26 protein-coding genes and 1 pseudogene are annotated in these 25,376 nt (G+C 69.6%); 15 read left to right on the plus strand and 12 right to left on the minus strand.

The annotated features are described in order from the left end of the window. Positions 1-2 precede the first annotated feature (2 nt). From acs (EAO78_RS06495) to acs (EAO78_RS06505), 3 genes are all read right to left on the minus strand, one after another. Positions 3-1,994: an acetate--CoA ligase gene (gene acs, locus EAO78_RS06495; protein ID WP_122105029.1), complete on the minus strand. Its 1,992-nt coding sequence runs from the start codon at positions 1,992-1,994 to the stop codon at positions 3-5. Between the two features lie 103 nt (positions 1,995-2,097). Then, positions 2,098-3,969 carry a bacterio-opsin activator domain-containing protein gene (locus EAO78_RS06500; RefSeq protein ID WP_122105030.1) on the minus strand — a complete coding sequence of 624 codons (1,872 nt, stop codon included), beginning with the start codon at positions 3,967-3,969 and terminating at the stop codon, positions 2,098-2,100. 156 nt (positions 3,970-4,125) lie between these two features. After that, positions 4,126-6,087: an acetate--CoA ligase gene (gene acs / locus EAO78_RS06505; protein WP_122105031.1), complete on the minus strand. Its 1,962-nt coding sequence runs from the start codon at positions 6,085-6,087 to the stop codon at positions 4,126-4,128. A 211-nt stretch (positions 6,088-6,298) separates the two neighbouring features. Here acs (EAO78_RS06505) and EAO78_RS06510 point away from each other — a divergent pair, with 211 nt between their 5' ends. Continuing rightward, positions 6,299-6,604, plus strand: coding sequence for a hypothetical protein (locus EAO78_RS06510; RefSeq protein WP_343032406.1), 306 nt, complete (start codon positions 6,299-6,301; stop codon positions 6,602-6,604). 116 nt (positions 6,605-6,720) lie between these two features. Here the strand turns inward: EAO78_RS06510 and EAO78_RS06515 are convergent, their stop codons facing one another. Then, positions 6,721-7,185, minus strand: a complete 465-nt coding sequence (locus EAO78_RS06515) for an MGMT family protein (protein ID WP_122105032.1) — start codon at positions 7,183-7,185, stop codon at positions 6,721-6,723. 105 nt (positions 7,186-7,290) lie between these two features. On the opposite strand from EAO78_RS06515, the gene trpC reads away from it, so the two are divergent. The 6 genes from trpC to EAO78_RS06545 all read left to right on the plus strand — a co-directional run bounded on the left by trpC (position 7,291) and on the right by EAO78_RS06545 (position 13,042). Beyond that, positions 7,291-8,169 carry an indole-3-glycerol phosphate synthase gene (trpC, locus tag EAO78_RS06520; RefSeq protein WP_122105033.1) on the plus strand — a complete coding sequence of 293 codons (879 nt, stop codon included), beginning with the start codon at positions 7,291-7,293 and terminating at the stop codon, positions 8,167-8,169. Next, positions 8,166-9,470, plus strand: a complete 1,305-nt coding sequence (gene trpB / locus EAO78_RS06525; RefSeq protein ID WP_122105034.1) for a tryptophan synthase subunit beta — start codon at positions 8,166-8,168, stop codon at positions 9,468-9,470. The genes trpC and trpB overlap by 4 nt, the downstream gene beginning before the upstream one ends. A 1-nt stretch (position 9,471) precedes the next feature. After that, the gene (gene trpA, locus EAO78_RS06530; RefSeq protein WP_122105035.1) at positions 9,472-10,326 is read left to right on the plus strand and encodes a tryptophan synthase subunit alpha; all 855 of its coding nucleotides are present in this window, start codon (positions 9,472-9,474) and stop codon (positions 10,324-10,326) included. A 157-nt stretch (positions 10,327-10,483) separates the two neighbouring features. Then, positions 10,484-11,275, plus strand: coding sequence for a 2-amino-3,7-dideoxy-D-threo-hept-6-ulosonate synthase (locus EAO78_RS06535; protein WP_122105036.1), 792 nt, complete (start codon positions 10,484-10,486; stop codon positions 11,273-11,275). A 160-nt stretch (positions 11,276-11,435) separates the two neighbouring features. After that, positions 11,436-12,011, plus strand: coding sequence for a halocyanin domain-containing protein (locus tag EAO78_RS06540; RefSeq protein WP_122105037.1), 576 nt, complete (start codon positions 11,436-11,438; stop codon positions 12,009-12,011). Between the two features lie 119 nt (positions 12,012-12,130). Next, a complete protein-coding gene (locus EAO78_RS06545) occupies positions 12,131-13,042 on the plus strand; it encodes a transcriptional regulator TbsP domain-containing protein (protein ID WP_122105038.1) in 912 nt (303 codons plus the stop codon). Positions 13,043-13,156: 114 nt separating this feature from the next. On the opposite strand, the pseudogene EAO78_RS06550 reads toward EAO78_RS06545, so the two are convergent. Beyond that, a pseudogene (locus tag EAO78_RS06550) lies at positions 13,157-13,948 on the minus strand (RIO1 family regulatory kinase/ATPase domain-containing protein); the annotation flags it as partial. A 171-nt stretch (positions 13,949-14,119) separates the two neighbouring features. Between EAO78_RS06550 and EAO78_RS06555 the strand changes: the two are divergent. Beyond that, a complete protein-coding gene (locus tag EAO78_RS06555) occupies positions 14,120-15,268 on the plus strand; it encodes an acyl-CoA dehydrogenase family protein (RefSeq protein WP_122105040.1) in 1,149 nt (382 codons plus the stop codon). A 390-nt stretch (positions 15,269-15,658) separates the two neighbouring features. Here EAO78_RS06555 and EAO78_RS06560 read toward each other — a convergent pair whose 3' ends face one another. Next, complete coding sequence (locus tag EAO78_RS06560) at positions 15,659-16,249, minus strand: hypothetical protein (protein WP_122105041.1); 591 nt, start codon at positions 16,247-16,249, stop codon at positions 15,659-15,661. Between the two features lie 228 nt (positions 16,250-16,477). Between EAO78_RS06560 and EAO78_RS06565 the strand changes: the two genes are divergently transcribed. Together EAO78_RS06565 and EAO78_RS06570 are read left to right on the plus strand one after the other, a co-directional pair. After that, a complete protein-coding gene (locus EAO78_RS06565; protein ID WP_122105042.1) occupies positions 16,478-16,993 on the plus strand; it encodes a halocyanin domain-containing protein in 516 nt (171 codons plus the stop codon). 133 nt (positions 16,994-17,126) lie between these two features. Further along, a complete protein-coding gene (locus EAO78_RS06570) occupies positions 17,127-18,080 on the plus strand; it encodes a VOC family protein (protein ID WP_122105043.1) in 954 nt (317 codons plus the stop codon). Between the two features lie 13 nt (positions 18,081-18,093). Here the strand turns inward: EAO78_RS06570 and EAO78_RS06575 are convergent, their stop codons facing one another. Further along, a complete protein-coding gene (locus EAO78_RS06575; protein WP_122105044.1) occupies positions 18,094-18,612 on the minus strand; it encodes a hypothetical protein in 519 nt (172 codons plus the stop codon). Between the two features lie 217 nt (positions 18,613-18,829). Between EAO78_RS06575 and EAO78_RS06580 the strand changes: the two genes are divergently transcribed. Both EAO78_RS06580 and EAO78_RS06585 read left to right on the plus strand, forming a co-directional pair. Next, positions 18,830-19,105, plus strand: coding sequence for a cytochrome C oxidase subunit IV family protein (locus EAO78_RS06580; RefSeq protein ID WP_122105045.1), 276 nt, complete (start codon positions 18,830-18,832; stop codon positions 19,103-19,105). A 43-nt stretch (positions 19,106-19,148) separates the two neighbouring features. Next, positions 19,149-19,898: a GNAT family N-acetyltransferase gene (locus tag EAO78_RS06585; protein ID WP_122105046.1), complete on the plus strand. Its 750-nt coding sequence runs from the start codon at positions 19,149-19,151 to the stop codon at positions 19,896-19,898. 51 nt (positions 19,899-19,949) lie between these two features. Here EAO78_RS06585 and EAO78_RS06590 read toward each other — a convergent pair whose 3' ends face one another. Both EAO78_RS06590 and EAO78_RS18110 read right to left on the minus strand, forming a co-directional pair. Beyond that, positions 19,950-20,942, minus strand: a complete 993-nt coding sequence (locus EAO78_RS06590; protein WP_122105047.1) for an NAD-dependent epimerase/dehydratase family protein — start codon at positions 20,940-20,942, stop codon at positions 19,950-19,952. A 76-nt stretch (positions 20,943-21,018) separates the two neighbouring features. Continuing rightward, positions 21,019-21,177, minus strand: a complete 159-nt coding sequence (locus EAO78_RS18110) for a hypothetical protein (protein ID WP_203227841.1) — start codon at positions 21,175-21,177, stop codon at positions 21,019-21,021. 79 nt (positions 21,178-21,256) lie between these two features. Between EAO78_RS18110 and EAO78_RS06595 the strand changes: the two genes are divergently transcribed. Next, positions 21,257-21,862: a DUF7575 domain-containing protein gene (locus EAO78_RS06595; RefSeq protein WP_122105048.1), complete on the plus strand. Its 606-nt coding sequence runs from the start codon at positions 21,257-21,259 to the stop codon at positions 21,860-21,862. Positions 21,863-21,929: 67 nt separating this feature from the next. On the opposite strand, the gene EAO78_RS06600 is transcribed toward EAO78_RS06595, so the two are convergent. Both EAO78_RS06600 and EAO78_RS06605 read right to left on the minus strand, forming a co-directional pair. Beyond that, positions 21,930-22,583 (minus strand): alpha/beta hydrolase, encoded by a 654-nt coding sequence (locus EAO78_RS06600; protein WP_122105049.1) that lies wholly within the window; start codon positions 22,581-22,583, stop codon positions 21,930-21,932. Between the two features lie 94 nt (positions 22,584-22,677). Then, positions 22,678-23,130, minus strand: a complete 453-nt coding sequence (locus EAO78_RS06605) for a DUF5799 family protein (protein WP_122105050.1) — start codon at positions 23,128-23,130, stop codon at positions 22,678-22,680. A 91-nt stretch (positions 23,131-23,221) separates the two neighbouring features. Here EAO78_RS06605 and EAO78_RS06610 point away from each other — a divergent pair, with 91 nt between their 5' ends. Next, positions 23,222-23,632 carry a halocyanin domain-containing protein gene (locus tag EAO78_RS06610; protein ID WP_122105051.1) on the plus strand — a complete coding sequence of 137 codons (411 nt, stop codon included), beginning with the start codon at positions 23,222-23,224 and terminating at the stop codon, positions 23,630-23,632. 66 nt (positions 23,633-23,698) lie between these two features. Beyond that, positions 23,699-23,998, plus strand: a complete 300-nt coding sequence (locus EAO78_RS06615) for a DUF7130 family rubredoxin-like protein (protein WP_122105052.1) — start codon at positions 23,699-23,701, stop codon at positions 23,996-23,998. 42 nt (positions 23,999-24,040) lie between these two features. Here the strand turns inward: EAO78_RS06615 and EAO78_RS06620 are convergent, their stop codons facing one another. Next, a complete protein-coding gene (locus tag EAO78_RS06620) occupies positions 24,041-25,231 on the minus strand; it encodes an amidohydrolase family protein (protein ID WP_122105053.1) in 1,191 nt (396 codons plus the stop codon). Positions 25,232-25,376: the final 145 nt, after the last annotated feature.

Below are 25,376 nucleotides of genomic sequence, written 5' to 3' on the forward strand. Positions count from 1 at the left end.
CCTCAGTCGTTCGCCTTGGCCTGGATCTCCTCGACGATCTCGGGGTTCCGAAGCGTGCTGGTGTTGCCGATCTCCTCGCCGTCGGCGATGTTCTCGAGCAGTCGGCGCATGATCTTGCCGGAGCGGGTCTTCGGGAGGTCCGGGCTGAAGACGATCCGCTCGGGGCGGGCGATCGGACCGATCGCGTCCTCGACGCCCGCGACGATCCGCTCGCGGAGTTCGACGTTCCCCTCGTAGCCGTCCTCCGTGATCACGTAGGCGTAGACGGCCTCGCCTTTGATCTCGTGGTTCCCGCCGACGACGGCCGCCTCGGCGACCCCTTCGACGCCGACGATCGCCGACTCGATCTCCATCGTGCCGAGCCGGTGACCGGAGACGTTGATCACGTCGTCGACGCGGCCGAGAACGGTGATGTAGCCGTCCTCGTCGATCTTCGCCCCGTCCTCGGGGAAGTACACCCAGTCGTCGGGATCGTTCGAGTCCGTGTCGGAGTACTCCGCCCAGTACTCCTCGATGAACCGCTCGTCGTTCTTGTACAGCGTCCGGAGCATCCCCGGCCAAGGCTTCTGAACCGTGAGGTAGCCGGCCTGTCCGGCCTCGATCTCCTCGCCCCTGGTGTCGAGGATATCGACGTCGAGCCCCGGCAGCGGCGGACCCGCGGAACCGGGCTTCATGTCCTTGACGCCCGGCAGGGTGGTGATCATCATTCCGCCCGTCTCGGTCTGCCACCACGTGTCGACGACGGGACACTCCTCGTCGCCGATGTGCTTGTAGTACCACTTCCAGGCGCGCGGATTGATCGGCTCGCCGACGGTCCCGAGCAGTCGGAGACTCGAGAGGTCGTGCGCGTCCGGGTACTCCGAACCCCACTTCATGAACGCGCGGATCGCGGTCGGCGCGGTGTACAGCTGGGTCGCCTCGTACTCCTCGACGATCTCCCAGAGGCGATCGCGGTCGGGGTGGTCGGGCGTCCCCTCGTACATCATCGTCGTCGTTCCGAGCGCGAGCGGTCCGTAGACGATGTAGGAGTGACCCGTGATCCAGCCGATGTCGGCCGAACAGAAGTACGTGTCCTCGGGTTTGACGTCCAGTACCGCCTGCGAGGTCCACGAGACCCACGAGAGGTAGCCGCCCGTGGTGTGTTTCACGCCCTTCGGTTTCCCGGTCGTCCCGGAAGTGTACATCAGGAAGAGCATGTCCTCGGCGTCCCGGGTGACGGGGTCGACCTCGGCTCCGGCGTGCTCCTCGACGAGGTTCCCGTAGTCGAGCTGGTCGTCGCCGAGGTCGTGGCCGAAGTCGTCGCCGTTGGGGCCGAGCCGGTCGACGACGACGGTCGTCGTGTCCTGTTCGACGTCCCCGAGTCCCTCGTTGGCTTTCTCGAGGTGGTCGAGCGGGTCGCCGCGCCGGTAGTAGCCGTCACAGGTGATCAGGTACTCGGAGTCGGCCGAGTTCATCCGCGTCGCGAGCGCCTCCGCGGAGAAGCCCGCGAAGACGACGCTGTGGGGCGCGCCGATGCGCGCACACGCCAGCATCGCGATCGGCAGCTCCGGGATCATCGGCATGTACATCGTGACCACGTCGTCCTCCTCGACGCCCGTGTCCCGGAGCGCGGCCGCGAACTCGTTGACCTCGCGGTGGAGCTCCTCGTAGGTGTACGTGCGGTCCTCCTCGTCGACGGGCTCGCCGACCCACTCGATGGCGGCCTCGTCGCCGCGCTCCTCGAGGTGTCGGTCGAGACAGTTCGCCGAGGCGTTCAGCTCCCCGCCCGTGAACCACTCGTAGAACGGCGGGTTGCCGTCGTCGAGCACCTGGTCGTAGTCCGTCTCCCAGTCGAGCAGCGACGCGGCGGCCTCCCAACACTGCGGCCAGTTCTCGTCGAACGTCTCGTAGATGCCCGGGTCCGATACGTTCGCCTGCTCGACGAACGAGTCGGACGGTTCGAACACCTCCTGTTCCGCCAGTCTCGCTTCCAGTTGTCCGTCTTCCTCTGTCATGGGTCCGATCGTATACTCCGAAAGGGCCTACATAAACAACCACCCTAAATACGAAAAATCGTGAAGGATACGGACGAGAACGCGGGCTCGAAACCGGAGCGGTTCACGCGCGGTCCCGTACGTCGCGCTCCTCGAACAGCGTCTCGAGCAGGGCCCGCTCCGCCTTCCGGAGGTGGTTGTGGAACGTCGGCGAGGAGACGTCCATGGCGTCCGCGACCTCCTCGGCCGTGCTCCTCCGGGGCCAGTCGAAGTAGCCGCTGTGATACGCGGCCGACAGCGTCGCCCACTGGCGATCGGTGAGCCGGTCGGCGACGCCCTCGCGTAACGCCGACTCGGTCCGGGGCGAACGCGCAACCGACTCCTTGCTTACCAGCCGCGCGTCCGGGAACGACTCCCGGAGCCCGTCCGCGATCCGGCGAACGTCGGTGCCGTCAGGGAGGTCCGCGACGACCCGGAGCTCCCCCTCGGTCGCGATCGCGTCGTCGACCGCCGCGCCGCGTTCGGTCAACGCCCGGACGAACGACCCGCCGGTCACCCGGACCGACACGGAACACCCGTCCTCGCGGGTCTCGATCACCCGTATCTCCGACGCGCCCGTCGTTCCCTCGACCGCGTCGGCGACCGCCCGGGTACCGGCTCTCGTCACGTGGAGATACCACCGGGAGGCCGCCTCCGAGACCGCGACCGTCGACTCGAGCTCGATCCGGCAGTCGAGCGTGGCGCTCGTCGACGCGAGGAACGCTGCCGACGACGACGTGCGGAACTCGACTTCCGTGACCGCGTCCGAGTGGAGCAGTTCCCGCCACCGCCCGGCCGCGACCGCCCAGCCGAGACAGCGTCCGAGCGCCCCGACCGTCCGTCGTTCCGCCGGCGTCACCGGCGCGCCGGCTGCGAGGAGACACAGCGTTCCGTAGGCGGTCCCGCGATACGCGATCGGGGCCGCGATCCAGGCCGCTTCGTCTCCCTCCGTATCCCCCTCCTCGTCGACGACCGGCTCGACGGCATCGGCGGTCGTCCCCTCCCGATCCGCGATCGTCGCGTTCCACGGCGGATCCGAGCCGTCCGTCTCGGCCGGCACGGTCACCGCCGCCGGAACCGAGCTCGACTCCACGTCCCCGGCAGCCGCGAGGAAGTCGTCGCTCCGTCCTCCCGTCGATCGGCCGCGGACGACGCACGCCCCCCGCCAGCGTTCCCCGTCGGTCACCCGCTCGACGACCGCCTCGAACGACGCCTCTCCGCCGGGAGCGTCCACGATCGTCTCGAATGCGGCGAGGAGCGGGGATTCCCCGCTGAATCCGGATCGATCGGCGCGCGACCCTTCGTCGCCGTCGATCCGAGCGCTCCCATCGATCCGGTCGGCCCCGGAAACTCGATCGCCCCCGGCGACCGCCGCGGCGATCGCCTCCCCGTCGAGCGGGTCCAGGTGGGGATCCAACGCGTCCATCGTCCTCCACCCGCCCGCCTCGCGGACCACGTGCGGGTCGACCCCCCGGTCGACGAGCAGCCGTCGGGCGAAGACGCGCCGCAGATCCCGGGGCGTGACCGACGCCAGGGACGGGTCGTTCCGACGCTCGCCGGCCCGCTCGGCGGTCTCGCGTACCAGCATCTGGACGCGGCGCGCGGAGACGTCCACGAACGGCTCGCCGGGGTCGAGTCCCTCGCTTTCGGCGTACCGTCGAAGCGCCGCGGAAAGGGACGCCGGGATCACGGTCTCGCGGTCGATCCGTCCGTCGTGCGGGTCGCTTCCGGGTTCGTCGTCTCCGGCCGTGCCGCCCGAACCCTCCGCCGCCGGGACCGCGAGCAGGAAGGTTCCCGGAACGGACTCGGATTCTCGCCGGTCTCGAGGCCTAACACGCGTTACCTCGGCGGTCCGGAGGCCGGCCTCCCCCGCGAGCCGAACGACGATAGCCGCCCGATGCGTCTCCGCCGCCGTCACCAGCGCGTCGTACGCCTCGGAGGGGATCGGGTCGGCCATCCGTTTCGTATATCCCTAAGTTCCCGAAACTAGGTTCTTGCGGTAACCGGTCGGTTCGTGGCCGATGAACGTGGATCCGACGCCGCTTCGATCGGTGTTCCCCAGGAAGGGGTGACGCTTCTGCGTCTCGTTTCGGCTTTCACGATATGCGCGAAATCACTCCTCGTCGCGGACGGTGGACTCGATCTCGCCGACGACCTCGGGGTTCCGCAGCGCGCTCACGTCCCCGAACTCCTCGCCGCGGGCGATGTCCTCCAGCAGTCGACGCATGATCTTGCCGGACCGGGTCTTCGGGAGCTCGGGGGTGAAGACGATCCGGTCGGGCCGGGCGACCTCGGCGACGATGCCGGCGACCTCCGCCGTGATCGCCTCCCGGAGGGCGGCGTCGGGGTCCACGTCGCCTCGGGTCGTCACGTACGCCACGACGCCTCCGTCGTCGTCGCCGACGACCGCCGCCTCGGTGACGCCGTCGACGGCGACGATAGCCGACTCCAGTTCGGCGGTGTTGAAGCGATGGGCCCGGACGTTGATCACGTCGTCGACGCGACCCAGGATCGTCACGTAGCCGTCCTCGTCGACGGTCGCGCCGTCGCCGGTGCGGTAGCGCCACCCGTCCTCGCTTTCGACCCAGTACTCCCGCCGGTACCGCTCGTCGCCCTCGCGCAGTCCGCGGAGCATGCCGGGCCACGGCGACGCGAGCGTCAGATAGCCGGTCTCGCCCGGCTCGACGGGGTCGCCGTCGCGGTCGACGACGCGGGCGTCGATCCCCGGCAGCGGCGGGCCGACCCTCCCGGGCTTCATCGGCGTGACGCCCGGCAGCGTCGCCAGCGTGATCGCGCCGGTCTCCGTCTGCCACCAGGTGTCGACGACGGGGACGTCGCCCCCGCCGACGTGCTCGCGGTACCACCGCCACGCCTTCGGCGTGATCGACTCGCCGACGGTTCCGAGCAGCCGGATCGATGAGAGGTCGTGTGCTTCCGGGTACTCCACCCCCCACTTCATGAACGAGCGGATCGCGGTGGGAGAGGTGTAGAAGACGCTGACCGCGTTGCGTTCGATCAGGTCCCACACGCGGTCGCGGTCGGGGTAGTCGGGCGATCCCTCGTAGAGCACCGTCGTCGTCCCGACCGAGAGCGGGCCGTACACCCCGTAGGAGTGGCCGGTGATCCAGCCGATGTCGGCGGCACACCAGTAGGTGTCGTCCGGTCGGACGTCCAGGACGTTCCGGGTCGTCCACGTCACGTGCGAGAGATAGCCGCCCGTGGCGTGCTCGACACCCTTCGGTCGCCCGGTGGTTCCCGAGGTGTACATCACGAAGAGCAGGTCGGTCGCGTCGCGGGCGACCGGCTCCACCGTCTCGCCCTCGTGTTCTCCGATCAGCGTCCCGTAGTCGTGTTCGTTCTCGCCGAGGGGAATCTCGAACTCGTCGCCGAGGCGGTCAACGACGACCGTCGCCGCGAGGTCGGCGTCGGCCCGGAGTCGGGCGTTGTCCGCGCGGGACTTCTGGTTGAACGCGTCCTCCCGCCGGTAGTAGCCGTCACAGGTGATCAGGTATCCGGAGTCGGCCGAGTTCATCCGCGTCGCGAGCGCCTCGGCCGAGAGTCCGGCGAAGACGACGTTGTGGGGCGCGCCGATTCGCGCGCACGCGAGCATGACGATCGACAGCTCCGGGATCATCGGAAGGTAGAGGGTGACCACGTCGTCCTCGCCGACGCCCAACTCCCGGAGCCCCGCGGCGGCGGCGTTCACCTCGCGATGGAGGTCCGCGTAGGTGTACGACCGGCGCTCGCCGCGCTTGCCGAACCAGCGGATCGCCAGCTGGTTGCGCCGCTCCGCGAGGTGGCGGTCGAGACAGTTGACCGAGGCGTTGAGCCGGCCGTCGGGGAACCACTCGTAGAAGGGGGGATCGCCGTCGTCGAGCACCGTCTCGGGGTAGCGGTCCCACTCCAGCAGGTCGGCGGCCGCCCGCCACGCGTCGGGCCAGTCGGCCGCGAACGAGTCGTACACGTCGGCGTCGGCGACGGCGGCCGATTCACGGAACGCCTCCGGCGGATCGATCGTCTCCCCGCCGCCGGACGGCTCCCCCGCGTGCCGGCCGTCGGCCCCGGCGTCGTCCATACGGGTACTCCAGACCGGAGGACCGTATACTTTGTCCGCCCTTCCCCGTCCGCCTCCTCCTCCGGGTCGAGACCTCCTTTCCCCACCTACCGCACTGGACCGGCCCCTCCTCTCCCCCGTCCACGCCCGTCGTCGAACCCGAGCCGATCGTGTGGCTCCGGTGCTTTCGTACCCAACATTTATTGCCGCTAGTTTCGCATGTTAACACATTATGAAACGGAGCGGCAGGTACGTCGTCGTCAGGGTACGGAACGACCACGACGCGATGACGGTCCGGGATCCCTCCCGGAACAGCACGTTTCACGTGGTCGAATGCGATGGCGAGGAGCTCGAGGACTTGCTCGACGAGGTCGACCTCGGGGACGTCGTCAGTCTCGACCTCCGCCGGGTCGGGCGTCGCGGGAACGCCTGGTGTGCAGTGGACGCGAGCCCCGCGAGCGACGCGACGCCGGTCGTCGGCGAGGAGGAGAAGCCGCTCTCCGAGGGCGAGGAGGCGGACCCGGTCGTCGGCTGTTGAGGGGACGGCTGCCGCAGCGGGCGACGAGGTCGATACGGTCACGACCGCACCCCGCAATCGTCCGCCGTGACTACAGGCCGCTATCATCCGCTGCGACCGCACGTCCGTCCCGCCGACTACAACCCCTCGACCCGCCGGAGCGTCGTCCGGACTTCCCCGGGGGTCGCGTACGGGCCCCCCTCCACGCGGTGGTCCGGGAGGACGATCGGGAGCGGGTTCTCGCGGAGCGCCCGCGTCACCAGCTCGAGGTCCTCGGCGTCGTTGTCGTCGAGTCCGGCCAGTCGCGTGAGCCGACTCACGGACGAGGACTCCCCGACGGGGAGCTCGCGGAGCGCCTCGAGCACCCGTCGCTCGTCGGTCGGGACGGTGAGCCCGATCTCGACGTCGTCGAACCGCTCGTCGCCCGCCGCGAGGTGGTCGCCGATCCGGTCGAGAACCGGGTGATCGTCCTCGGCGTCCTCGGGGACCCGATCGGGGAACGACACCGCGATCAGCTTCCCGCCGGCGAAGCCCGCCTCGACCGCTCGCCCGATCGCGTCGTACTCGCGCGCGAAAACCCCGGAGGTACCGGTCGTGGACATACGTCCCGGTGTGCGCCCGCGACGGTTAAACCGACCGAGGCGCTTCGTCGTCGGGAACCCGTCCCCGCAAGTCTTATGTACAGATACGTTCATTAGTGTACAGTAATGAACGATACGGCGGAGTTGGATCCGGCGGTACGGTCGATCCTGGCTGCGGCCCGCGATCGAGCGGGTGCGGGCGGACGGGACGACGAAGCGAACGGGCGAGACGACGGGACGGATGGGCGAGACGACGAGGTGGCCGGAGGGGCCGGGAGGGACCGCGTCGCCGCCGATCCGCGTGACCTCCGCGCGGCCTTCGAGCGCTCGGAGGCCGACGGTCGCGTTCCCGTGATCGCCGAGGTCAAGCCGACGAGTCCGACCACGGAGGGAACCCGGAAGGACGACCCGGTCGAGCTGGCCGAATCGATGGTCGCCGGCGGCGCGGCCGCGTTGAGCGTGCTCACCGAGCCGGAGCACTTCGGCGGGAGCACGGAGACGCTCGAGCGCATTCGCGAGGCGGTCGACGTGCCGGTCCTCCGGAAGGACTTCCTCGTGGCGGAGTCCCAGCTTGACGACGTCGAGAGCGACGTGGTGCTGCTCATCGCCCGGTTCGTCGGCGACGACCTCCCCGAACTGCTCGCGGCCGCCCGCGACCGCGGCTTCCAGGTCCTCGTGGAGGTCCACGACCGGGAGGAGCTCGCCGCCGCCGTCGACGCGGGCGCGACGACCATCGGCGTGAACAACCGCGACCTCGCGAGGCTGGACGTCGACCTCGGGACCTTCGAGTCGGTCGCGCCGGAGGTCCCCGATGACGCCACGCTGATCGCCGAAAGCGGGATCGCGACGCCAGCGGACGCGCGCCGGATGCGGGCGGCGGGCGCGGACGCGCTGCTCGTCGGGAGCGCGATCATGGACGGCGACGTCGAGGCGAACACGCTGGCGCTGACCCGGGCGGAAACCGACACCCACTCCACTGACGACGCCCCGGGGACACGTACATGAGCGAGACCGAACCCACGACGACCGACGCGGCCGAGCTCTCGCGTCGCCCCGGCCGACGGCGCGGCCGCGACGACGGGAAGTTCGGCCGCTACGGCGGCCAGTACGTCCCCGAGGCGCTGATGCCCGCCATCGAGGAGTTGACCGACGCCTACGAGCGCTACGTCCTGGAGAACGAGGACGGCTTCATGGACGAGTTCCGCGAGCGACTCGCCGACTTCGGCGGCCGGCCGACGCCGCTCCAGCGCGCCGAGCGGCTCTCCGAGCGTTACGACCGGGAGGTGTACCTCAAACGCGAGGACCTCCTTCACGGCGGCGCACACAAGCTGAACAACGCCCTCGGCCAGGTGCTGCTCGCGAAGTACATGGGCAAGGAGCGGATCGTCGCGGAGACGGGCGCGGGCCAGCACGGCACCGCGACCGCGATGGCCGCGGCCCACCTCGACGTGCCCTGTGAGATCTACATGGGCGAGCGCGACATCAACCGCCAGCGCCCCAACGTCTTCCGGATGAAGCTCAACGGCGCGGAGGTGAACCCGGTCACCGCGGGCCGCGGAACGCTCAAGGAGGCCATCTCCGAGACGATGCGCGACTGGGCGACCACCGTCGAGAACACCCACTACGTGATCGGGTCGGTCGTCGGCCCGCACCCCTTCCCGGTGATGGTCCGGGACTTCCAGGCGGTCATCTCCGAGGAGGCGCGCGCGCAGTCGATCGAGAAGACGGGCGACCTCCCGACCGACGTGGTCGCCTGCGCCGGCGGCGGCTCCAACACGATGGGGTCGTTCGCGGCGTTCGTCGACGACGAATCCGTCGCGCTCCACGCGATCGAGGCGGGCGGCTCCACGCTTGAGGTCGACGAGGAGGCGGGCGTCGCGCCCAACTCCGCGTCGCTCTTCGCCGGCGAGGAGGGCGTGCTCCACGGCGCGCGCACCAAGCTGCTCCAGGACTCCGACGGCCAGATCATGGAGAGCCACTCGGTCTCCTCCGGGCTCGACTACGCCGGCGTCGGCCCCGAACTCGCGTACCTCGTCGACGAGGGGCGGGTCACGCCGGTCGCGGTCGACGACGACGACGCCCTCGAGGGCTTTCACCGCCTCTCGAACACCGAGGGGATCATCCCCGCGCTGGAGACTGCCCACGCGTTCGGCTACCTCGAGGAGCACGCCGCCGACCTCGGCGAGCGCGTGGTCGTGACCGTCTCCGGCCGCGGCGACAAGGACCTCGACGCCGCCATCGAGGAGACCGACAAGCGAGACGTCGCGGGTGCACCCGACATGTCGATGTTCACGGGGGGGATCTGAGATGCCCGCGACCGGCAACAGCGAGGCGCTCGCGGCGGCGTTCGCGGACGGTCCCGCCTACGTCCCGTACCTCGCGGTCGGCGACCCTGACTACGACGCCTCGCTCGAGTACGTCGAGGCGCTCGACCGCGGCGGGGCCGACGTCATCGAACTGGGACTCCCCTTCTCCGAGCCGATCGCCGAGGGACCGACGATCCAGGGCGCGGTCGTGCGCTCGCTCGAGGGCGGAATGACGCCAGACCGCTTCTTCGCGTTCGTCGAGGACCTCGACGTCGAGGCGCCGCTCGTGTGTATGACGTACTACAACCTGATCTACCAGTATGGGGACGGCGACGGCCCCCGAGACTTCGTCGAGAAGGCCGCCGAGGTCGGCTTGGAGGGGTTCGTCGTCCCCGACCTCCCGGCCGAGGAGGCCGACCCGCTGCGGGAGGCCTGCGACGAGTTCGGGCTCGATCTCGTGTTCATCGTCGCACCGACGACCACGGGCGACCGGCTCGAGCGCATCATGAGCCGGGTCTCGGGGTACGTCTACGTCCAGGCGCGCCTCGGGACGACCGGCGCGAAGAGCGACGTGGCCGACAGCACGACCGAGAGCCTCGACCGCCTCCGCGAGTACGACGTGCCGAAGGCGGTCGGGTTCGGGATCTCCACGGGCGAGCACGCCGAACGGATCGTCGCGGGGGGTGCGGACGGGATCATCGTCGGCTCGGCGCTCGTCGACATCGTCGCCGAGGGCGTCGAAGCGGACCTGTCGACGGAGGCGGTCGCCGACCGGCTCGAGTCGCTCTCGCGGGAGCTGAAGGCGGGTGCCGAGCGCGGCTACGCGGCGCGGACGGAGGCCGCGGAGTCGCGCTGATCCGCGGCGGCGGAGCCGCGTCGGACCGTGGTGGGGTGATCCCTTCGACCCGCACCGCATGACTGCGAGGGTCCGGGATGCGGATCCAAGCCAATACGTCCCGGAACGAAACCGACTTACCTCCCTTTGACACAGGGTCACATAAGAGCGATCCACAATGACAGCAGGACTCTCGGCACGACTCGACCGGATCTCCACGAACGATCGATACCTCATCGTCCCGATGGACCACGGGATCACCATGGGCGCGGTGAAGGGACTCGTCGACATCGAGTCGACGATAGACGGCGTCACTCGGGGTGGCGCGGACGCGGTGCTCACCCAGAAGGGGATCGCCCCGCGCGTCCACGACAACAAGAACGGCGCGGGATACATCGTTCACGCCAACGCCTCGACGACGATCGGTCCCGACGAGCAGGACAAACGCGTCACCGCGAGCGCGGAGGCCGCGGTCCGTGCCGGCGCTGACGCGGTCTCGTTCCACATCAACGTCGGGTCCGACTACGAACCCGACCAGATCGAGGAGCTGGCCGAGCTCTCCGAGGACGCCTCGCGGCTCGGGCTTCCCGTACTCGCGATGGCGTACGCGCGCGGCCCCGGCGTCGACAGCACGGATCCCGAGTCGCTCGGCCACGCCGTCCGGCTCGCCGAGGAGCTCGGCGCCGACGTGGTCAAGACCGGCTACTCCGGCGACGGCGACTCCTTCGGACGCGTCACCGAGTCGACCAGGCTCCCGGTCGTCATCGCCGGCGGCTCGAAGGGAACGGACCGGGAGACCGTCGAGATGGTCCGCGGCGCGATGGACGGCGACGCCGCCGGCGTCTCGATGGGGCGGTCGATCTTCCAGCACGACGACCCCGCGGGGATCGCGAGCGCGGTGTCCGCGGTCGTCCACGACGACGCCGACGTGGAGTCGGCGCTCGAAGCCGGCGGCTTCCTCGAGGCCTGAGCGTCCGGACGCGAGCGCCGTCGACGCCACGGGTCGCCCGTCGCTCGCGTTCCGCCGCGTCCTCCCTTTTTCCCCTTCGACCCGAACTGTTCGGTCGACCGGCCCATTCCACGGGAACTCTCACGGGGAATATCTCCCCTCGCGATCTACGTGGGTCCGTATGAGTCACGACACGCTCGACCGACGGACGTTCATCGGAACCACCGCGACGATCGGCGTCTCGACGCTTCTCGCCGGCTGTTCCGGCGGCGGGGCCAGCGGTGAATCCGGCGGAGACGGCGGCGGGAGCGGCGGAGGCGACTCCGAAAGCGACGGAGGCGATTCCGGGAGCGATGGCGGAAGCGGCTCCGACGGGGGCGGCGACTCCGGCGGCGACGCGGAGTACCTCTCGGAGGAGCCGAACTACGACGGCTGGTTCGACGGCGTGGGCAACTACGAAGGCACCGTGGACCGGACCGACGCCGACGAGGTGTCCGTCGAGGTCGGAGCGGCGGACGGCCTCTCGTTCGGCCCGGCGGCGGTGGCGGTCACCCCCGGCACGACGGTCGTCTGGGAGTGGACCGGCGAGGGCGGCGACCACAACGTCTCACACTCCGACGACGCCTTCGAGAGCGAGACGGTCGGCGACTCGGGCCACACCTTCGAGTACACCTTCGAGGAGTCAGGCGTCCACACGTACGTCTGTACGCCCCACGAGGCGGTGGGGATGAAGGGTGCCGTCTACGTCCAGGAGTAGCGGCGAGGCGGCTCCGATCCGTTCGACGCGACGCGACGACCCGCGTCCCGTCGCCGTCGCGATCTCCGGCACCACCGCCGCGCCTAAACAGTTAATCCGGTCGCCGCGAACGGTGAGCCATGTCCCCCGATCCGGCGATCCCGACCGCGGAGGGTTCGCTGTCGATCGGGTCGTTCGCGGACCCGCTGCTCGTCGATCCGGAACCTCCCTTGCTGTCGGCGGTCGTCGGAGCGTACCGCGAGGCGGCCCCGGATCTCGTCGATCCCGACTTCCCGGCGCTTCGAGCGGCCGCCGTCGGGAGGCGAGACGCGTCCGCGACGCCGGCGGAACTGCCCTCGCTCACGGTACTCGTGACCGTCGCTACGTTCGAGTCGGTCACTGACGGCTTTCACGACGCGAGTCGCCTCGCGGCGCTGGTGGACGCGGGCGCGATCCGGCTCCGGACCCTCACGCGACCACAGGCGAACGCCGTCCTCGCCGGCGACGTGGCGGGCTGTGTTCTCGTCGGCGGTCAGGGAGACCCCGAGAGGGACGGAGACGGCGAGGGAGACGGAGACGCGGCGCGATGGCACCGCCTCGGAGACGATCGGACGCTTCGGGACCGATACGAGCCGATCCTCGCGAACGCCGACGAACATCGGCTCCGGACCCCGAGTCGTCATCGCGTGTACGGCGCGTTCCGGGAACGGTGCGGCGAGGCGGTCGCGGAGGACGTCGTCCGGCTGCTCGATCCGGGTCCCGACCTCGCCGGAGACGACACCGTCGGCCCGCGAACCCGCGCGTACGCGGTCGGCGCGCGCCACGGAACGCACGATCACACGCTCCGACGCGCCTGTGAGGACGCCGGACTCGGGAGCCCCTCCACGTTTACCCGGATCAAGCGTCGGCTGATCGACGCCGGACTCGTCGAGACCGAACGGGTCGACCGGCCGGTCGGCCGCCCGCGAGAGCGGGTCGTCGCCGCCGATCCGCTGAGCGCTCCTCCGCTCGAGCGCGTCGCGGACGCGCTACGGGAGTCGCTCGAGGCGTGACCTCCGTCGGTCGACGCGGTCGGATGACTACGTCGAGCGGTCGGCCTCCGAAGGGGCCCCCGTCCCGGCGTCGGCTCCGCTTCCCGTGGCCCCCTCGGTCTCCCCGTCGGCGGTCGCGCGCTTCTCGATCTCCCCCTTGAGTTCGGCGGCGTCGAAGTCGTGGTCCGGGCGGATCGCGACGAAGTCCAGGAACCGGCGGGCCGCGAGCAGTTCGGCGGGGTCGTAGCTCGCGAGCGCCGCGTCGATCGCGGCCGGTGCGCCGATGAGGGGTTCCAGGGCGGCGAGCGCGCTGGCGAGGTCGTACGACCGGGCGTCCGTTCGACCGTTCTCGCTCACGTTCGTCGCGTCGATCACGTAGATCTCCCCGTCGAGGACTAGGACGTTCTCCGCGCGCACGTCCCCGTGAGCGAGCCCGGCGTCGTGGATCCGCCGCAGGGTCTCGAACAGCTCCGGCGCGAGCTCACGCTCCCGTTCGTGGTCGATCTCGTCCAGCGTGCGGAACTCGGGCAGATACTCCAACACGAGAACCCCGAACCCGTCCACCTCGAACGCCTCGATCGGCTCGGGGGCGTTCACGCCGATCTCCCGGACCTTCCGGGTGGCCTCCAGCTCGTGGCGGGCCATCTCGTAGGGCGTCTCGTGGCGCTCGAAGAAGCCCTCGGTGCCGGCCGAGAAGGCCCCCAGGTTCCGGCCGGTGGTGAAGAGCGTGTGGACGAGCGTGTTCTGGCGCGTGATCACCTTCACGAAGAGGTCGTCGTCGAGCACGAACGGGATCGAGAGCCAGTTGTCCGCGTCGAGGAACTCGACGCGCACGCGGTCGCGGTCGTACCGGTCCGCCAACTCGCGGACGACCCCCTCCAGCTCGGGCCAGCTCGCGGTCCCCCTGACGAGTCGGCGGAACTCCATACGTACCGGTCCACGCGCCGGCGACGGATAAAGGATCGCGAGCGACTCGCGCACGCGGCTCGTCATCGAGGACCTCCCGGCGCTCGCAGGAGTGCCGGTTCGTCGCCCCGATCCTCCCGATCGATCCAGATCGTCGTGTCGTTTATGCTCGCGGCGGGAAAACCTCCGGTCATGGAGTTCGAGCCCCCCGCGGAACACCGGATGATCAGGGACACCGTCAGAGAGTTCTGTGAGTCCGAGATCCGGCCGATCGCCCAGGAGATCGAGGACGACCACCGGTTCCCGGAGGAGACCTTCGCGGCGCTCGCCGACCTCGACGTGATGGGGATCCCGGTGAGCGAGGAGTACGGCGGGCTCGGCGGCGACCAGCTCATGTACGCCCTGGTGACCGAGGAGCTCGGCCGTGTCTCGGGCGGGATCGGCCTCTCGTACGCCGCCCACACCTCCCTCGGCGCGAAACCGATCGAGGCGTTCGGCACCGACGAACAGAAGGAGGCGTGGCTCCGGCCGCTCGCGGAGGGGGACGGGATCGGCGCGTGGGCGCTGACGGAGCCGGGGAGCGGTTCCGACGCCTCCGGAATGGAGACGACCGCCGAGTACGACGCCGATGCCGACGAGTACGTCCTGAACGGGACGAAACAGTTCATCACGAACGCCAACGTCGCGAACTCGGTGCTGGTGAAGGCGGTCACCGACCCCGACGCCGGCTACGACGGCATCTCGACGTTCATCGTCGACCCCCGGAACGACGACGGCTTCGAGGTCACCACGGTCTGGGAGAAGATGGGCCTGAACTGCTCGCCGACCTGCGAGATCCGGTTCGACGACCTCCGGATCCCGGCCGACCGCCTGCTCGGCGAGGAGGGAGAGGGGTGGGAACAGACGATGAAGACGCTCGACGGCGGCCGGATCTCCATCGCCGCACTGTCGGTCGGGCTCGCACAGGGTGCCTACGAGGCCGCGAAGGAGTACGCGGGCGAACGCGAGCAGTTCGGCAGGCCGATCGCGGAGTTCGACGCGATCCGCGATAAGGTCGTCCACATGTACCGCCAGATCGAGCGGGCGCGGCTGTTGACCCACAAGGCGGCGACGACGTACGACGCGGGCGAGCCGGTCACCCGCGAGTCGGCGCTCGCGAAGCTCGACGCCAGCGAGGCGGCCCGCGAGGTCGCCGAGGAGGCGGTGCAGACGCTCGGCGGCTACGGCTACACCACCGACTTCGCGCCCCAGCGGTTCTACCGCGACGCGAAGCTCATGGAGATCGGCGAGGGCACGAGCGAGATCCAACACGTCGTGCTCGGCCGGGAGTTGGGGCTGTAGGGCGGGTTGGCTGCTCGGGGTTGGTGACTCGAGAAGGCTGGAGACGGTTCGGTGGGAACCACCGCCAAGGCCCCAGCCGGCTGCCCCTTTGAATCCCACCCGACCGCACTACCGGAAGACGTTCCTGCTCGCTTCGCTGCGCGGGCTGCGACTTCCGTACTCCCGCTCGTTTCACTCGCGGGACCGCCCCGCACCCCACGCCTCCCCAGCCCCGGCGGACGGACCGGCGCGGGAACCGCACCGCGGCCGCGCCGGTCCGCCGCCTCCCTCGCGGTCCGGTCGCGCCCTGGCGGGCGCTCCCGGGCGCGCCGGTGAACGGTGACCGGTCGTCGTCGCGGTCGTGTCGATCGTCGTGCTCGCCTCCCCGATCGGTTCCGGCATCGAACGCGGTCAGGGCAACTCGACGAGGTCGTCGTCGACGGCCCGCAGGCTCTCGGCGAGCCGCGATCCCTCGGGGACGGATTCCAGGAACGCGGCCGAGCCGAACGGGGCGTCACCGTTGACCGAGAGGTAGCCCAGGTCGGCGGGCGCTCCGTCGACCCCGGTGAGGAGTCCGACGGTTCGGGCGATCGGCACGTCGCCGGCCGTTCCCGTGGGATCGACGGAGGCGTACAGCGTCCGGTGGGTCGCGACGTGGTGGACGCAGGTCGGCGTCGGCGCGAAAAACAGGAGGTAACGCGCGCCCGGGCCGGTCCGATCCAGTTTCGGTCGGAGCCGATGGGTCTCGTCGGCGTGGAAGTATCGCTCCATCCGGCGGTACTGCCTGAGGACCTCGTTCGCGCCCGTGGCGCGGCGCACGGCGGCGTCGGACTTGAGCTCGACGACGTGGTCGACCCGTTCGGGCGTCCGGAGCCGGACGTAGACGTCGACGACCCCACGGCGGCCCTCCGCGTCGTACGGCTCCTCGAGCCGGATCTCGGGGTCGTCGTGGACGGCCTCGTAGTGGTCGACGATCCGCGTCGCCAGGTCGTCCTCCCGCATGGGTCCACCGAGACGGCGGCAACGCTTAAACACGCCCTTCGGCGGCGGGTCGGACGGATCGAACCGACGCGGATCCCGGGGCCTGACGTCCCCGAACGTGACCCCCTCCGACGGTTCCCGTGACCCCCTTCTGTAAACATATCTCTACTGATAGATACGAGCGGTCGTTTACCCAGAAGACGAGAGTGATCAAGGGGTTTGTATGCCTTCGCACCCTACGATCCGGTGATGACACGAAGACTGTCTAGACGGCGGTACGTCGTCGGAACCGGCGCGGCGCTGGCCACCGGTCTGCTCGCGGGCTGTTCGGGTGGCGGTGACGGCAGTGGCGACGGCGGCGGGGGCGACGGCTCCGCCGGCGAGCCCGCGGACGACGTGCCGAGCGAGATCGACGACTACCTCTCCGAGAACGAGGCGCGGCTCTACGAGGGAACGATCGCCGACTACACCGGCGAGGACGAGGTCGTCGTCGACGTTGGTGCCGGCGAGATCGGGTTCGCGTTCGACCCCGCCGCGATCCGGATCGACGCCGGAACGACGGTCGTCTGGGAGTGGACCGGCGAGGGCGGCGCACACAACGTCGTCTCCGCGGAGGGCTCCGCGTCCGACTTCGAGAGCGGCGATCAGGTCGCCGAGGAGGGAACGACCTTCGAGCAGTCCTTCGATGACGCCGGGGTCCAGCTGTACTACTGCACGCCGCACCAGTCCAACGGGATGCACGGCGCGATAGAGGTCATCGAGTAGTCGCAGTCGTCGGGTAGTCGAAATCGGCGGGTAGTCGCGGTCGCGGGTGACCGCAACTGTCGGGTAACACCGACGTCAGCCGGTTTCTCTCGCGTCCACGCGTGTACAAGTGTCCCCGGCACGTAGCCCGGGTATGACCCACACCCTCGAGACGCCCGGGATCCACCACGTGACCGCGATCGCCGGCGATCCGAACGCCAACCACGCCTTCTACACCGAGACGCTCGGCCTCCGACTCGTCAAGCGGAGCGTCAACCAGGACGACGTGGGCGTCTACCACCTGTTCTACGCCGACGACGCCGGCAATCCGGGTACCAGCATGACCTTCTTCCCGTACGTCGGGGCGCGATCCGGCCGCGTCGGGGACGGACAGGCGTCGACGGTGTCGTTCACGATACCGGCCGCGTCGGTCGACTACTGGGTGGACCGGCTCGCGGACCGAGGCCTCGACGTCGAGACGACCGAGCGGTTCGGCGACGCGGTCGTCGGCTTCGAGGACCCCGACGGGCTCCCGCTCGAACTCGTCGCCCGCGAGGACGCCCCCGCGGGCGATCCTCCGACCGGCCCCGTCCCTGACGAACACGCGATCCGCGGGTTCTTCGCCGTCGAACTGTCGCTGTCCGACCCCAACGCCACGGTCGAGTTGCTGGAGGCGATGGGATACGAGGAGACCGACGGCGACGAGGCGGGCCACCGCCGCCGGTTCGAGGCCGACGGCGACCGCGGGTTCGTCGTCGACGTCGTGACCGACCCCGCGACACCGCAGGGGGCCCCGGGTGCGGGGACCGTCCACCACGTCGCCTATCGCGTCACGGACGAGGAGCAGGAGGAGTGGCGGACGCTGCTGCAGGAACACGGCCTCCGCCCGAGCGAGGTGATCGACCGCAAGTGGTTCCGGTCGGTGTACGCCCGCACCCGCGGCGGCGTGCTCTTCGAGTTCGCGACGGCCGAGCCCGGCTACGACGTCGACGAGCCGCGCTCGTCGCTCGGCGAACGGCTCGTGTTGCCCGACTGGCTCGAGGACCGCCGCGAGGAGATCGAGTCGGGTCTCCCCGAACTCGAGACGACACCGCCCGCGATGGAGTGACGACGGCGCCCCGCTACCGCAGACACGTCCACCGTACGTCGACGAGCTGGTCCCGCTCCCCGCTTATCGTCGGACGCGCGAGGTGGTCGTTGGCGTCGACTCCGTGCGATGCGAGCCCCAGAAGGGCGTCCTCGAGCGAGCGGTCCGATCGCTCCACGCTGGCGTCCCGGACGTACGGCACGTCCCGCGGCTCGTCGATCGAGTTGGTCGTCTCGATCCGGTCGGTGAGGTCGCTTCCGAACGCGTGGGGGGGCTGGTGGAACTCCCAGCCGTCGACGGTGACGAGTAGCCAGACGTCGCCGTGGACCGCGTGGTACTCGCCGGTGACCGCGCCGGGGTCGGCGGCGACGATCCGGTTCAACACCTCCGTCTTCGTCCGATACAGCGCGTCCTTCCGGGCGGAGGAGACGTTGCTGTCGGTGACGTCGCCGCGGTCGTAGGCGGCGGTCGCCTCGTCGGCGAGCCGCTTCGCGACCTTGTTCACGACGTAGAGCGATTCGAGCAGGTCGTCGTCGGGTTCGAGCGGTTCCACGGTGTGCCTCTCGGTCCGGACGGTGCCGGTCTCCGGACGTCGGTGGCCGGTGACCGGTAGCGGTCCGCGATCGATAGCAGGTCCGCGCGTCGCGGGCAAAGACGTTTCGGGGCGTCGAGACCGCGGACTCTCGGTCGGCGGCCCGCCGTCGAGATCGCGACCGCCGGCCCCCGGATGGTTAATTCTTTAAGCACGCGGACGAAGGTCATCTCAAGAAATGTCGTCCGACTCCGTCAAACTGTACTCGGCGATATATCTCGCGCTCCTGATCGCGGCGATTCTGAACTTCGTTCTCTTCGAGGTCGAGTTCTTCGGCTTCTCGTACTGGGAGGCGTTCGCCGGGACGATGATCATCTCCGTGGTCAAGACCGTCCTGATCGTCGCGTACTTCCAGCACCTGCGCTGGGAGAACCCCTCGTTGACGTACCTGATGGGGCTCGCGCTCGCGTTGACCATGCTTCTCATGGCCGCGGCCGCGTACTCGATCTCGTGAACGCGTCGCGGATCTTTTTGTAGTCGCGGAGACACTCCTCGGTATGGACTTACGAGAGGCTACCGCCGACGACGTCGGATCGATCCGCGAGGTAGCGTTAGCGTCGCTCGCCGCGTCCTACGGCCACGCCGTGGACGAGACCCTGCTGTCGGAGGCCGTCGAGAACTGGTACGGTGCCGACGACGTGGACGAGGACATCGCCGACCCGGACACCGTCTTCCCGGTCGCGGTCGTCGCCGGCGAGGTCGTCGCGTTCGCGGAGAGCTACGTCGTCGACCGCCGCGAGCGGGTCGGCGAGATCGACTGGCTCCACGTTCACCCGGACCACCGCGAGTCGGGGATCGGGTCGGCGCTGCTCGAACGCGTCGAGGACGAGCTCCGCGACCGCGACGTCGACAGCATCGAGGGGAAGGTCCTCGTCGACAACGAGGCCGGAACCGCCTTCTACGAGCGTGAGGGATACGACCTCTCGGGCGAGCGGGTCGTCGACATCGGCGGAGAGGAGTTCCAGGAGCGGCTCTACCGCAAGCGGATCGGTCGCGACGGAACCCTCCGAGAGGGGATCTACGAGACCGCCGACGGCGAGACGGTGTACGTCGCCTTCGACGAGGGTGAACGCGGCTCGAAGGCACCGTTCTACGTCGCGTACGCCGACGCCGATCACGAGAGCCGGTACGGCTACTTCTGCGGGAACTGCGAGGGGACGAACGTCGCGATCGACACGATGGACGCCGTGGAGTGTCTCGACTGCGAGAACCGACGGAAGGCGGCGCGGTGGGACGCGGCGTACTGAGGGGTACGGACGAGCGGGCCTTTCCGACTCGTCGCAGCCGACGTCGACCGCCTACAACGTCTCCTTCACGCCCAACACCCGCTCTTCCGCCTCGCGTCCGGGGTCCCACTCGCTGCCGTCGCGGTCCGACTCGCGGTGGTCGGCGACGCTCCGCGCCATCGCCTCCTCGACGGGCGTCGACTCCCAGCCGAGGTCGGCGAGCGCGCAGGTGTCGAGCAGGTGGGGATACTCCCGGTAGAGCGTGAAGTCGGTCGGCTCGAGCCCGCCGGCGGCGAGCGCGTCCGCGCTCGCGGGAACGACCGTACACGTCGTGTCGGCGGCTTCGGCGATGGTCTCCAGCGTCTCCTCGAGGGTGAGCGCCCGTCGATCCCCGACGTTGTAAGCTCTCCCCGGCTCGCCGCGCTCGGCAACGATACGGAGCGCCCGCGCCACGTCCTCGACGTACGCCCGGTGCCAGAGGTTGTCCCCGTCGCCGGGGACGACCACGCGGTCGTGCGTGAGAACGCGGTCGATCCAGTAGTCGAGCCGCTCGGTGTGGTCGTGCGGGCCGTACACGATACACGGCCTGACGGCCATGGCGTTCACCCCCTCCTCGGCGGCGGCGAAGACCGCCCGGTCGCCCGCGGCCTTCCGGTTGCCGTAGGTCGCGGCGTGCTCGTCGCGGGCCTGCTCGGGGGTACACTCCTCGAGGGGCGTCTCGTCCTCGCGTTTCGGGACGTGCTCGGCCGCGTAGGCGGCCCCGGAGGAGACGTACACGTAGCCGTCGACGTCCGCGAACGTCTCGGTCGCCGTCTCGACGTCGGCGGGGTGGTACGCGACGCAGTCGATCACGACGTCGGGATCGACGGACAGTTTCGCGGCCTCCAGGTCGCGGTCGTTCGTTCGGTCGCCCTCGACGTGTGAGACCCGGTCCTCGTCCGCGAACGGGTCCTCGCGGTTCCCGCGGGTCAGCGTCGTGACCCGGTAACCGTTCTCTATCAGGTCCTCGACCGTGTGTCGGCCGATGAACCGCGTGCCGCCGATGACGAGCGCCGTGTCGGTCATACCGGTCCTCCGGCGGGCGGCGGCAAAAGCGTAGTCGAAGCGGAAGCCCGAGGAGGACGTTGCCGCCGAGCGACGGTCAGTCGTCCGTCTCGTCGCCGTCGGTGTCGCGCGGGCCGTCGCCGCGCCACCGCCTGTACAGGAGGTACGCCACCACGAATCCGCCGCCCCAGTAGGCGACGGCGAGGAGGGCGATCCGGAGCCCCGTGAGGAGCTCCGTCGTCGGGATCCCGACCATGCCTCGACTCGGCGTCTCGGAGGGATAAACGCTCCGAGGGAGGGACAACTACACGGCCCCGGAGTCCGTACGCCGAGCCATGAGCGAGATCCGTCGACGGCGACCGTGGCTCGCCGTCCTGCTAGCGCTGTTGATATCCGGGCTCGGGCACGCGTATCTCCGTCGATGGGCCCGCGCGTTCGGCTGGTACGTGGCCATAACGGCGACGCTCGTCTTCCTCGTGCCCGACGCGGCCGTCGACCAACTGTTGGCCCGTGAAGCACCGCCGATCGCCGACATCGCGCCCGGCCTGCTCGCGGTGCTCGCCAGCGTCGTCGACGCGTACGTCCTCGCGATCCGGAACAACCGACGCTACGACCGCAAGCAACGCGCGGCCGCCGGGCGCACGGACGCGGCGGGGAGGGGGTCCGTCGGGACGGACGCGGTCGAGACGGCCGACCCGAGCGAGGGTCCGTCAGGCGGCCCGGCCGCGGGTCCGTCGGGCGACTCGGACGTCACGGCCGCCGGCGGGGACGACGAGCGGCGGGCCAAGCGGACCGCGTCCGATGCCGTCGAGGGAAAACCGTCCGGAACGACCCCGGACACCGTGGAGTGTCCCCACTGCGGGAAACGGACCGACGCGGAACTCGACTTCTGCCACTGGTGTACCGAACCGCTCGAGACCTCGGACGGTTCGATCGAGTGAGCCGAGCCTCGTCGTCTCCCGCCACGTTCGGTCGGTCGTTCCGCGTTCTCGGTGACCGCGACCGCGCTCACTCGAGTCGAGCCTCGACGAAGTCGACCACGTCGGCGAGTTCCTCCCGACCGATCCCGTGGCCGGTGGCGTACGTCCCGTAGGTCACGTCCGCGCCGAGTTCGGCGAGCCGGTCGGCGGCCGCCTCGGCCCTCGATTCGGGGATCACTCGGTCGCCCGTGCCGGCACCGACGAAGACGGGCTTTCCCTCGATCCCGTCGGACGCCAGGTCGGCGTGTGAGTCGGGCAGGTAGCCGTGGAGTCCGACGACCCAGTCGTAGGATCCGGGGTCCTCCACGAGCAGCGAGAAACTCGTGATCGCACCCTGGCTGAACCCGAGCAGTCCGATCCGGTCGGCGTCGAGGCCGTAGGCGTCGGTCGCGGCTGTGACGCTCTCCTCGATCAACTCGAGGCTCCGCCGGAAGTCCGCGGCGTGTGGCTGGCTCTCGTGAAGCCCGCCGCCGGAGAGGTCGAGCTCGTACCACGTGTAGCCGCCCTGAAGCCGGTCCGGGGCGCGGAGGCTGATCACGTGGAGGTCGTCGGGGAGCGATTCGGCGACGGGGAGGAGGTCCTCCTCGTCCGCGCCGCGGCCGTGAAGCACGAAGACGGCCGGCGCGCGATCGGGGTCGCCGTCGGGAGCGACGTGAACGTGTTCGAGCGGGATCTCGGTCATGGGGGGCCGTTCGCCGGCTCGGCGGTTGTATCCGTCGACCGCGGCAGTGGGAGGGCGGGGGAGCCGGCCCGTGTCGTCGACGGCCCTCGGCCGCTCACTCCTGGTAGGCGACCCGCACCTGCTCCCACTTGCCGACCTCCTCGAGATGTGCCTGGAGCTCGTCGGCGTACTCCTGGACGAGCCGTTCCGCCGCCTCGAGCTCCTCGTCGCTCGGACCGCCTCCTCCGCCGCCGAGCCCGAGCGCGCCCTTGATCGAGTCGACGATGCCGCCCCCCGAACCGCCGGAGCGGCCGCCATCTGACCCGCCGCCCATCGCGGCGACCTGCGACCGGACGTTCTCCAACTCGGGCATGATCGCCGGCAGACTCGAGGTGTCGGCGACGATCCGCGCCGCGTCGGGGTCCTCGGAGTTCTCGATCTCGAACTCCGTCGCGGTCATGATGAGTCCCCATTCCTGGCTGGAGAACCGGGAGGCCATCACGCGGTCATTGAACTCGTTGTCGACGGTCATCCGCTCGCCGACGATCGCGTCGGTCCACTCGCTCATGCACGCCCCTTCGACGCAGTCGGTGAAAAACCCGTTCCCATCGGTGGAGAGTCTCCGAGACGTTTTACCGGATCGCGCCCCACCGCATCGCATGGTCGAACGCAGCCGTCGCGCGCTCGTCGGGTCCTGTGGCGCCGTCTCGCTCTCCCTCCTCGCCGGCTGTGCCGGGCTGACCGGCGGATCGGGCGGGGGCGGAAGCGACGCGGAGCAGGTCGACCGGACCGGCCGGGAGACGGTCGAGGTCGCCGTCGGGGCCGGCAACGGGCTCTCGTTCGGTCCGGCGAACGTCCGGGTCGATCCCGAAACGACCGTCGTCTGGACGTGGACCGGCGAGGGCGGCGGCCACAACGTCGTCGACGTCGACGGCGCGTTCGAGTCCGAACTGACGGACGAGGCTGGTCACACCTTCGAATACACCTTCGAGGAGGCCGGGATCGTCGAGTACGTCTGTACCCCACACCAGACGCAGGGGATGCGCGGGGTCGTCGAAGTCGTGGTGTGACGATAGCGGTCGACGTGGAGTTATGCACGTGAACGCTTAACATACTACATCCCGTAGGTGGCGAGTATGAGTCACGACTCGGGTAAACTGTACGCGGGCGTCGAGATCGGAGAAACCGTTTACGACGAGGACGGCAGGGCCCTCGGAACCGTTCGCGGGGTCGACGACGACGGGTTCTACGTGCTCGCCCCCGAGGACGCTCCCGAGACGTCCCTCACCGAGGCACGAGAACTCACCGGACGCGACTACATCATGTGGCGATGCTGGGAGTGTGGCGAGATGGGCAAGATCGAGGGAGCACTGCCGGCGAACTGCCCGGAATGTGACGCACCGCGTGAGGAACTCTATTACTGGGCCGAAGACTAACTCCTCCACCTCGTTGATCGAGCGGAACGGCTCGACGACGCCCTACCAGTCGTACTCCTCGCGCGGGTCGACCCCGTCGCGCTCGCGGTCGAAGACGTGCTCGCCGTCGACGAAGACGTGTCGCGTTCGACTGTCGTTCTCGTAGAAGACGCCGTCCCAGACCGCCACGTCGGCGTCGGTGCCGACCTCCAGGGTGCCGACGCGGTCGTCGATCCCGAGGATCTCGGCCGGGTATCGCGTGACCGCCTCCAGCGCCTCCGTCTCGGGGAAACCCTCGCGGACCGCGAGCCCGACGCAGACGTCGAGGTGCCGTTGGGGTAACACGGGCGCGTCGGTCTGGATCGCGACCTTCACCCCGGCCTCGTGGAGTATCCCCGGCGTCTCGAAGGTGATGTTGCGGAGCTCGTACTTCGCGCCGGAGTACAGCGACGGGCCGACTATCGCGGGCACGTCCCGCTTCGCGAACTCCTCGGCTATCAGGTGGCCCTCGGTGGCGTGTTCGATAGAGAGAGACTCGATCCCGAACTCCTCGGCGATCCGGAAGACGGTCATGATGTCGTCCGTGCGGTGTGCGTGCACGCGAAGGGGAAACCCCTCGGTGAGCACGCGCGCGAGGTTCTCCATGCCGAGGTCGCGCTCGAACGGCTCGCCCTCGTTGCGGGCGTGCTCGCGCCGGTCGACGTAGTCCTCGGCCTCCATCAGCGCGGAGCGGAGGGTGGCCGCGACCCCGGGGCGCGTCGAGGGCTGGCGACCCTGCTCCTCGCCGTGGAAGCGTTTCGGGTTCTCGCCCATCGCGGCCTTCATCCCGTCCTCGCGGATCAGCATCTCGTCGGCGGTCAGCCCGTGCGTCTTCATCGAGCAGATGATCCCGCCGATCACGTTCCCGGAACCCATCCGTGCCGACACGGAGGTCACGCCGTTCTGGAACGCGTGTTTCAGCTCCTCGTCGCGGGGATGGAACCCGTCGAGCGCGTTGACGTGCGGGGTGACCGCCGAGGTTCCCTCGTTGTAATCGCCGTCCTCGGGCTCGCCCCACTCGGCCATCCCGGCGTGGCTGTGGGCGTCGACGAGTCCCGGCGTCACGTGATGTCCTTCGACGTCGATGGGAGTCGCCTCCTCGGGCGGTTCGACGTCGCCGACGGCGACGATCTCGCCGCGGTCCATGACGACGGTCCCTTCGATCGTTCCCTGCTCCGTTGCCGTGTGGACGGTCCCGCCGACGAGGGCGTACATGAAACGGCGTTCGACGGCACGGTACTAAACCGTTCAGGACGCGGCTCGGACGGCTCGAACGCGTCGGCCGTCTCGTATGCGATCAGTACACTCGCATGCGTCCGGTCCTCTCGCATCGCTTTTCACGTCGGACGGCCCACTCCGG

This window comes from Halobellus captivus (assembly GCF_003697845.1).
GTDB classification, from domain to species: domain Archaea; phylum Halobacteriota; class Halobacteria; order Halobacteriales; family Haloferacaceae; genus Halorubrum; species Halorubrum glutamatedens.

Coding starts and splice junctions, on each gene's coding strand:
- EAO78_RS06585 (WP_122105046.1), top strand. CDS start 19,149: ATGGACTTACGAGAGGCTACCGCCGACGACGTCGGATCGATCCGCGAG.
- trpB (WP_122105034.1), top strand. CDS start 8,166: ATGAGCGAGACCGAACCCACGACGACCGACGCGGCCGAGCTCTCGCGT.
- EAO78_RS18110 (WP_203227841.1), bottom strand. CDS start 21,177: ATGGTCGGGATCCCGACGACGGAGCTCCTCACGGGGCTCCGGATCGCC.
- acs (WP_122105031.1), bottom strand. CDS start 6,087: ATGGACGACGCCGGGGCCGACGGCCGGCACGCGGGGGAGCCGTCCGGC.
- EAO78_RS06620 (WP_122105053.1), bottom strand. CDS start 25,231: ATGTACGCCCTCGTCGGCGGGACCGTCCACACGGCAACGGAGCAGGGA.
- trpC (WP_122105033.1), top strand. CDS start 7,291: ATGAACGATACGGCGGAGTTGGATCCGGCGGTACGGTCGATCCTGGCT.
- trpA (WP_122105035.1), top strand. CDS start 9,472: ATGCCCGCGACCGGCAACAGCGAGGCGCTCGCGGCGGCGTTCGCGGAC.
- EAO78_RS06610 (WP_122105051.1), top strand. CDS start 23,222: ATGGTCGAACGCAGCCGTCGCGCGCTCGTCGGGTCCTGTGGCGCCGTC.
- EAO78_RS06545 (WP_122105038.1), top strand. CDS start 12,131: ATGTCCCCCGATCCGGCGATCCCGACCGCGGAGGGTTCGCTGTCGATC.
- EAO78_RS06600 (WP_122105049.1), bottom strand. CDS start 22,583: ATGACCGAGATCCCGCTCGAACACGTTCACGTCGCTCCCGACGGCGAC.
- EAO78_RS06565 (WP_122105042.1), top strand. CDS start 16,478: ATGACACGAAGACTGTCTAGACGGCGGTACGTCGTCGGAACCGGCGCG.
- EAO78_RS06510 (WP_343032406.1), top strand. CDS start 6,299: ATGAAACGGAGCGGCAGGTACGTCGTCGTCAGGGTACGGAACGACCAC.
- EAO78_RS06605 (WP_122105050.1), bottom strand. CDS start 23,130: ATGAGCGAGTGGACCGACGCGATCGTCGGCGAGCGGATGACCGTCGAC.
- EAO78_RS06590 (WP_122105047.1), bottom strand. CDS start 20,942: ATGACCGACACGGCGCTCGTCATCGGCGGCACGCGGTTCATCGGCCGA.
- acs (WP_122105029.1), bottom strand. CDS start 1,994: ATGACAGAGGAAGACGGACAACTGGAAGCGAGACTGGCGGAACAGGAG.
- EAO78_RS06595 (WP_122105048.1), top strand. CDS start 21,257: ATGAGCGAGATCCGTCGACGGCGACCGTGGCTCGCCGTCCTGCTAGCG.
- EAO78_RS06615 (WP_122105052.1), top strand. CDS start 23,699: ATGAGTCACGACTCGGGTAAACTGTACGCGGGCGTCGAGATCGGAGAA.
- EAO78_RS06580 (WP_122105045.1), top strand. CDS start 18,830: ATGTCGTCCGACTCCGTCAAACTGTACTCGGCGATATATCTCGCGCTC.
- EAO78_RS06515 (WP_122105032.1), bottom strand. CDS start 7,185: ATGTCCACGACCGGTACCTCCGGGGTTTTCGCGCGCGAGTACGACGCG.
- EAO78_RS06560 (WP_122105041.1), bottom strand. CDS start 16,249: ATGCGGGAGGACGACCTGGCGACGCGGATCGTCGACCACTACGAGGCC.
- EAO78_RS06500 (WP_122105030.1), bottom strand. CDS start 3,969: ATGGCCGACCCGATCCCCTCCGAGGCGTACGACGCGCTGGTGACGGCG.
- EAO78_RS06540 (WP_122105037.1), top strand. CDS start 11,436: ATGAGTCACGACACGCTCGACCGACGGACGTTCATCGGAACCACCGCG.
- EAO78_RS06570 (WP_122105043.1), top strand. CDS start 17,127: ATGACCCACACCCTCGAGACGCCCGGGATCCACCACGTGACCGCGATC.
- EAO78_RS06555 (WP_122105040.1), top strand. CDS start 14,120: ATGGAGTTCGAGCCCCCCGCGGAACACCGGATGATCAGGGACACCGTC.
- EAO78_RS06535 (WP_122105036.1), top strand. CDS start 10,484: ATGACAGCAGGACTCTCGGCACGACTCGACCGGATCTCCACGAACGAT.